The sequence below is a fragment of the Embleya sp. NPDC020630 genome (assembly GCF_044334985.1).
Taxonomy (GTDB): domain Bacteria; phylum Actinomycetota; class Actinomycetes; order Streptomycetales; family Streptomycetaceae; genus Embleya.
The window spans coordinates 1-5,516 of sequence record NZ_JBIRUB010000055.1 but is presented as its reverse complement, the minus strand read 5'-3'; the positions used below and the strand labels follow the sequence as shown (position 1 = coordinate 5,516).

Below are 5,516 nucleotides of genomic sequence, written 5' to 3'. Positions count from 1 at the left end.
GTTGGGGTGGGTGCCCCCGCATTTTGGCGGGGGGGGGGGGAAAACCGGCCCCCCCCCCCCCCCCCCCCCCCCCCCCCCCCCTGGGGGGGGGGGGGGGGGGGGGCGCCCCCCCCCCCCCCGCCCCACCGCCGTCCGGCTCACACGACAACCCTCGGGGGGCGGTCGCATGCGACGGCGCAACCATGTCGCGACCCTGCTCGTCGCGGCGGCCCTGACCGCCGTGACGGCGTGTCAGAACGACGGCTCGAAGGCGGAGTCCGCGGCCGGCGCCACAGCCGCGGACACGGCACAACCGGCGTCGGGCGGCGATGCGGTCGACCCGCTGGACAACGAGGATGGCACCAAGCCCGGCCTCGCGCCGCTGACCTCGGCGGCCGACCTGGCCCGGGCCCGGGCGCTGATCGACCGGGTGCAGACGAAGGGGCGCGGCCCGAAGACCGGCTACGACCGGGAGAAGTACGGCCCGGCCTGGAGCGACGCGGTCAGCGGCGTGCCGTTCGGCGGCAACGACTGCGGCACCCGCGACGACATCCTCAAGCGGGACGGCCGGGCGACCCGGTGGCGGGACAAGAAGGGCTGCGTCGTGGAGACGATGACGCTGCCCGACCCGTACTCCGGCAAGGACATCACCTTCACCAAGGCCAAGGCGTCGGCGATACAGATAGACCACGTGGTGCCGTTGAGCGCGTCGTGGCAGATGGGCGCCGCCCAGTGGGACGCCGACAAGCGCCGCCGACTGGCCAACGACCCGCTGAACCTGCTGGCCGTCGACGGCCCGATCAACGGCGGCAAGGGCGACTCGAGCCCGGCGACGTGGCTGCCGCCGAACAAGGCGGTGCGCTGCTCCTACGTGGTGCGGTACGCGCAGGTGTCGATCAAGTACGAACTGCCGGTGACGGACGCGGACAAGGCGGCGATGTCGGCGCAGTGCGGAGGGTGACGAGAGTCGGGCCCGAGTCGGCGTCGGCCTACGGGCACAGGACGACCTTGCCGAGATTGGCACGTGCCTCGATCACCTCGTGCGCCTTCGCCGCGTCCGCGAGCGCGAACGTGCCGTGCACGACGACCCGGAGCCGGCCCGACAGCGCCAGGTCCCAGAGCTCGTGCCGGTGCCGCTCGTACATTTCGGGGAACGCGGTGGAGAAGCGGGCCATCGACATCCCGGTGATCGTCCGCGCGCCGGCGAGCAGTTCCCACGCCGGCACCGTCCCACCGCCGGAGTTGAAGAAGACCAGCCGGCCGAACGGCGCGAGCGCGGCCACCGCGCGCGGCAACACCTCGCCGCCGACGCCGTCGAGCACCACGTCGACCGGCTCGCCCCACGACTCGTCGCCGTAGGACACCACCTCGTCGACCCCGAGCCCGCGCAGGAAGTCGGCCTTGTCGAGCGAGCCCACCGCCGCCACCACCCGGCTCGCGCCGCGTGTGCGGGCCAGCTGTACGGCCAGATGACCGGCCCCGCTCGCGGCACCTGTGACCAGCACCGACCGGCCCTCGACCGAGCCGGCCGAGGCCAGGGCCGCGAGCGCGACATGCCCGCCGCGCACCAGCGCGACCGCGTCCACGGCGCTCGCGGCGGCGGGGATGCGCGACGCGGTGAACACGGGGGCGAGGGCGGATTCCGCGTAGGCGTCGGCGAACGAGATGGCCACCACCCGATCGCCGACCGCGAACCCGGTCACGTCCGGCCCGATCGAGGTCACCTCGCCGGCGACGTCCCCGCCGAACACCCCGGGCAGCGGCGACCCGCCCTCGCGCACCTTGCGCACACTCGGCAGGCTCACCCCGATCGCCTCGGTCCGGATCAGCAACTCGCCCGGCCCGGGTTCGGGCACCTCGGCGTCCGGGACCTCCTCCAGGCAGAGCACGTCCGGACCACCGTTGCGGTAATAGCGAACACGACGCATGCGCGCATCCTCCGGGTATCGAGAATCATGGGGCAGCCCAACGAAAACCGTGGGTGGACCCAACGGTATGGCAATGATCGTGGGTAAGTCCAACGATTCTCCGGATAGGCTGCGCACATGGTCGACAAGCTGCCCGCCCCCGCCCGGATCCGCGCCCTGCCCAGCTGGCTGCTCGGCCGCGCCGCCGCACACGGCCGAGGCCTGGTCCGCGAGGCGCTGGCCGGCGACGGCATGCCGATGCTGCACCACCTGGTGCTGATCGCGGTCCGGGAGTACGGCCCGGTCGCCCAGGCCGAACTCGCCCGCGCGGTCGCCATCGACCCCAAGGACATGGTCGCGATCCTGAACTCCCTACAAGCCGACGGCCTGGTCACCCGCACCCCCGACCCGCACGACCGACGCAAGAACGCGATCGCCGCCACCCCCGCCGGCGAACGCCGTCTGGTCCGGCAGGAACCCCTCGTGGACGCCGCGATGGACGACCTGCTCGCTCCGCTGACCGCCGCCGAGCGGGCCACCTTCATCGCCCTGCTCACCCGCGTCGTCGCCGCGGCCGACCCCGACGCGCCGACCGTGTCGTAGGGTCCGCGCATGCCCTCAGGCACGTACTCCTTCCACGACCCGCACGACGGCACCCCCCTGGGCGAGGAGCGCTTCTCCTGCGCCCCCGGCCCGATCGGCTGGCGCTACACCGGAAGCGGCATCGACCTGACCCTCGACGCGCGGGGCCGCCCGGTGCGCCTGGAGGTGCTCGCCGGCGGCTGGCGCGTCCGCGGCGGCGCGACCGCGGTGGCCGGCGCACCCGGGGTGGTGTGGCTGCGAGCCGCGGCCGACCCGACCGTGGACGCGCCCGCGACCGAGGCCGAGGCCCGCGCCGCCGGCTTCACGGGCCGCTCGCCCGCCTTCCTGATCGCGACCGCCACGCTGCTGAACCTGGCCGTCGGCGACTCGGCCCGGCTGCGCCTGATCGCGCTGACCGAACCGGTCCTGGCCGCACACACGGTGGACCAGTCCTGGACCCTGGCCACGATCGAGACCCACGACGGCCTGACCGTCGAACGCTACGAGGTCGACGACCTCGCCACCGGCGAACGCGCCACGATCCACCTGAGCGGCGACGTGGTTTTGGCGGCCCCGGGGATCGAACTCGAAGCCCTCGATACGCCGCCGAACCGGCGGATCACGATGGGGGGGTGAAGCCGGGGGGTGTGGGGGTGGGGGTGGGGGTGGGCGCGGAGGCCGGCCGGGGGGCGGGCGTCGGCTCGGGCGCGGGCGTCGGTGTCTGCGAGCCCGGTGCCGACGGGATCGGCGGTACGGGGGCGGGCGCCGCTTGGGCCACCGACGGCGCCGCGTTCCCGGCGGCGTACCCGCCGACGGCGGACGCGTGCCGCTTCCAGTCCCGGCGCTGGCGCTCGGCCAGTACGGCGGCCAGGTACACCACGGGATGCATCCCGGGCGGCGGCCCGACCCCGATCCGCTGCGCGGTGTCCCCGGTCAGCCGCTCGGCGAGCGACGCGGCTATCGCCGGATCCAATTGGTCCCGCCGGGACAGGTACTGCCGAATGGCAAGCGCGAGATCATCGGACAGCCCGGACAATTCGATCCCGGTCGCCCACGCCGACGCGGCCGGATGCAGCGGCAGCGGCAGTTGCCGCACCCCCGGAGTACGCTCCCGCACCACGAATGTCCCGGCCGCCATGTCCCCGAGCCGCTTGCCGTTCGTCGAGGCCATCGACGAGAACACCGCGCCACAGCCGAACGTGGTCCAGAAATCCACGAAGAACCCGAGCAGCGCCCGCACCAGCGCGTGCCGGAACCGAATCGGCCCACCGTCGTCGCGGACCACCCGCAGCCCGAGCGCCAACTTCCCGAGGGAGCGCCCATGACTGGCGGTCTCCCAGGCGACCGGCCAGCCGATCACCACGAGCACGACGATCGTCAACGTCAACGCCGCCGCGAGCGCACCGTCGTCGACGGGCACCGCCAGCGAGACCAGCCACACCACCGCCAACAACAGGGCGACCTGCGCCGCGAGGTCGATCACCATCGCGATCGCCCGGCTGGGCAGCCGCGCCGGGCGAAGGTCGAGCGCGACCGCTTCTCCCGTGACGAGCTCGGACACGGCCACCTCCAGTGTGTGCGTCGATGTCGCTCCCAGAGAGGATGCACCGTATGGATGTCGACGTGTTCGTCGCGGTACACCGCCACGAGTGGGAACGCCTGGAACAACTGACCCGCAGGCGCCGCCGCCTGTCGGGACCCGAGGTGGACGAGCTGGTGACGCTGTACCGCCGCACGGCCACCCACCTGTCGACGATTCGCTCCGCCGCGCCCGACCCCGTACTGGTCGGCCGGCTCTCCACCCTCACGGCACGGGCCCGCTCGGCGGTCACCGCCCCGCGCACGCCGGCCTGGCGCGACGCGACACTCTTCCTCACCGTTCGATTCCCGGTCGCGGTCTATCGCAGTCGCCGCTGGTGGGGGACGACGGCCGTGGCCTTCCTCGTGGTGGCGTCACTGATCGCCGCCTGGGTCGCCCACGACCCGGCGGTCCGCGACTCGGTCGGCGCGCCGGACCAGATCCGCGAGCTGACTCGCCCGGGCGGCGACTTCGAGACCTACTACTCCAGCGCCCCCGCAAGCTCGTTCGCCGCCCAGGTGGCCACGAACAACGCGTGGGTGACGGCCGGCTGTCTGGCCCTGGGCATCCTGCTCGGCCTGCCGGTGCTGTTCATCGTGTTCAGCAACGCGATGAACGTCGGCATCTCGGCGGGCCTGATGGCCGACGCGGGCCGCCTCGACGTCTTCTTCGGCCTGATCACGCCACACGGCCTGCTCGAACTCACCGCCGTGTTCATCGCGGCCGGTGTGGGCCTGCGCCTGGGCTGGACCGTCATCGACCCGGGCCCCCGAACCCGCGCCAGGGCGATCGCCGAGGAGGGCCGCATCGCCCTGGGCATGGCGGTCGGCCTGGCCCTGGTCCTGGTCGTCTCCGGCATCATCGAGGCCTTCGTGACCCCGTCCGGCCTGCCCACCTGGGGCAGGATCACGATCGGCGTGACGGCCGAGGCGGTGTTCCTGGCGTACGTGGTGATCCTGGGCCGCCGCGCCGAATTCGCCGGAGAGCAGGGGGATGTGGCATCCTCGGACGTCGCGGACGAACTGCCGATGATCGCTTGATCAGGTGATCTTGACAGCCCACCGACCGCACACGTAGATTCGAAGGGTTGTCGCGAAGTTGTCCAACGACGCGACAGTCTGGTAGTCTCTGCCAGAGCCGAGCGGGGCGTCCGTCAAGGATTGCACTCCTGCCGCAAGCATCACCATCGAATTTCTCGATCATCGGTCGCGTTCATTCGCGGCGAGTTCGGCTATTTGCTGTTCTTGTGCATGTGGATTCTGGAATTCCCAATCGGCGCCGGAGCACCGGCGGAAACGGGTTACCGAATCTGCTAGGCTCCACGAGCCGGAAGCCGAAGGAACGAAAGTCCCGAAGGCGGAAAGCAACAGCAGGAACGGACGAAAAGCGGGTCGGAAGATCTGCTAGAGTCTGAAAGGCGGAAAGCGCGGGAACGCGCCGGACGCCGAAAGCGAGGAAAGCGAAGCGGC

6 protein-coding genes are annotated in these 5,516 nt (G+C 72.2%); 4 read left to right on the top strand and 2 right to left on the bottom strand.

Annotation, left to right across the window (positions count from 1 at the left end):
• The first annotated feature begins 166 nt into the window (after positions 1-166).
• Positions 167-940, top strand: coding sequence for an HNH endonuclease family protein (locus ACH4XV_RS48425; RefSeq protein WP_395801032.1), 774 nt, complete (start codon positions 167-169; stop codon positions 938-940).
• Between the two features lie 28 nt (positions 941-968).
• Here ACH4XV_RS48425 and ACH4XV_RS48420 read toward each other — a convergent pair whose 3' ends face one another.
• Positions 969-1,907: a zinc-binding alcohol dehydrogenase family protein gene (locus ACH4XV_RS48420; protein WP_395801030.1), complete on the bottom strand. Its 939-nt coding sequence runs from the start codon at positions 1,905-1,907 to the stop codon at positions 969-971.
• Between the two features lie 117 nt (positions 1,908-2,024).
• Here ACH4XV_RS48420 and ACH4XV_RS48415 point away from each other — a divergent pair, with 117 nt between their 5' ends.
• Together ACH4XV_RS48415 and ACH4XV_RS48410 are read left to right on the top strand one after the other, a co-directional pair.
• Positions 2,025-2,489 (top strand): MarR family winged helix-turn-helix transcriptional regulator, encoded by a 465-nt coding sequence (locus tag ACH4XV_RS48415; protein WP_395801028.1) that lies wholly within the window; start codon positions 2,025-2,027, stop codon positions 2,487-2,489.
• 9 nt (positions 2,490-2,498) lie between these two features.
• Entirely contained in the window at positions 2,499-3,104 is a 606-nt protein-coding gene (locus ACH4XV_RS48410) for a hypothetical protein (protein ID WP_395801026.1), read from the top strand.
• Here the strand turns inward: ACH4XV_RS48410 and ACH4XV_RS48405 are convergent.
• Positions 3,088-4,029: an RDD family protein gene (locus ACH4XV_RS48405; RefSeq protein WP_395801025.1), complete on the bottom strand. Its 942-nt coding sequence runs from the start codon at positions 4,027-4,029 to the stop codon at positions 3,088-3,090. The two genes, ACH4XV_RS48410 and ACH4XV_RS48405, sit on opposite strands and share 17 nt — an antisense overlap.
• A gap of 50 nt (positions 4,030-4,079) precedes the next feature.
• Here ACH4XV_RS48405 and ACH4XV_RS48400 point away from each other — a divergent pair, with 50 nt between their 5' ends.
• A complete protein-coding gene (locus ACH4XV_RS48400) occupies positions 4,080-5,087 on the top strand; it encodes a stage II sporulation protein M (protein WP_395801023.1) in 1,008 nt (335 codons plus the stop codon).
• Positions 5,088-5,516: the final 429 nt, after the last annotated feature.

Excerpts from the sequence above, each read along its gene's own strand:
- ACH4XV_RS48425 (WP_395801032.1), top strand. The coding sequence starts at position 167 with ATGCGACGGCGCAACCATGTCGCGACCCTGCTCGTCGCGGCGGCCCTG.
- ACH4XV_RS48420 (WP_395801030.1), bottom strand. The coding sequence starts at position 1,907 with ATGCGTCGTGTTCGCTATTACCGCAACGGTGGTCCGGACGTGCTCTGC.
- ACH4XV_RS48415 (WP_395801028.1), top strand. The coding sequence starts at position 2,025 with ATGGTCGACAAGCTGCCCGCCCCCGCCCGGATCCGCGCCCTGCCCAGC.
- ACH4XV_RS48410 (WP_395801026.1), top strand. The coding sequence starts at position 2,499 with ATGCCCTCAGGCACGTACTCCTTCCACGACCCGCACGACGGCACCCCC.
- ACH4XV_RS48400 (WP_395801023.1), top strand. The coding sequence starts at position 4,080 with ATGGATGTCGACGTGTTCGTCGCGGTACACCGCCACGAGTGGGAACGC.